Below are 917 nucleotides of genomic sequence, written 5' to 3'. Positions count from 1 at the left end.
TATTCAGGTAACGGCGACGGTGGGCACGCACACTACAGCCGCACAGACATCCACGTTTACTCCGGAGGAATTTACGGGGGTCACAACGAATGACTACACCTTTAAAATTGGCGATGGATTTCCTACTACCGGATTTCGTGCAGCAACATTTACGTTAAACGTCAGTGGGAACGCGAGTGCTTATACATGGAACTCAAATCAACCTGGCGCGATAACGGTAAATAATGGTCAGGTAACACTGAACAATCCACCTTCTGGACCTGTGACTATCACCGCCACCCCGACAAATGGGCTGGGAGAGACGTTGAATTACTCGTTTACAGTGAACAGGTGGTTTACTAATAACGGCTCAACAAAGTTAGACTGGACAAGTGCCAACACATACTGCGACCAACAGCCGGGATTTAAGCAACCACATTCGATTGCTATTAATGGGAATGCTAGTTCCCGTCGCATTGGGTCCCTGGTGTCTGAATGGGGAGATATGAATAAACATACTGGCGCGGGGTTTTCTGAAACGCTCTATTGGGTCGATGTTGTAGGCGCAAGTCGGGGCTATCAGTGGTATGCGGACATCAGAAATGCTGGCGTTAACACGATGCTAGAAACTACCCCACTGGGAGTAATATGCAGTAAGGCACTTTAATATTGTATTATCTCAATTACTTATATAGCTTTATCGTGTGGTCTTGAGAATAAGAAGTAAAGGGCAGCTGTTACGGCTGCTCTTTTTTATTGGTATAAATCGGGCCTGGGTGATTTGATTTACCCTCGACTCAAGGCCCCGGATAAAAACCGGCACTTAGCGCCTGCACGGCGTGTGCCACTCTGGGTCCCATGCCTAGCACCAGCGCCTGATCGATGGCAACAATACGTTGCTGACGCCAGGCGCGAGTGTGGGTGATGCCGGGCACCGC

The 917-nt window shown here is 49.1% G+C and carries 2 pseudogenes; one reads left to right on the top strand and one right to left on the bottom strand.

The features are described 5' to 3' along the window. Positions 1-646 (top strand): annotated as a pseudogene (locus J5224_RS30680) (hypothetical protein); the annotation flags it as partial. Positions 647-776: 130 nt separating this feature from the next. On the opposite strand, the pseudogene J5224_RS30675 reads toward J5224_RS30680, so the two are convergent. After that, positions 777-917, bottom strand: a pseudogene (locus J5224_RS30675) (hemin ABC transporter substrate-binding protein); the annotation flags it as partial.

Source organism: Candidatus Symbiopectobacterium sp. NZEC135 (assembly GCF_025962695.1).
The sequence above is the reverse complement of the archived record's forward strand: the minus strand, read 5'-3'. Positions and strand labels throughout refer to the sequence as shown.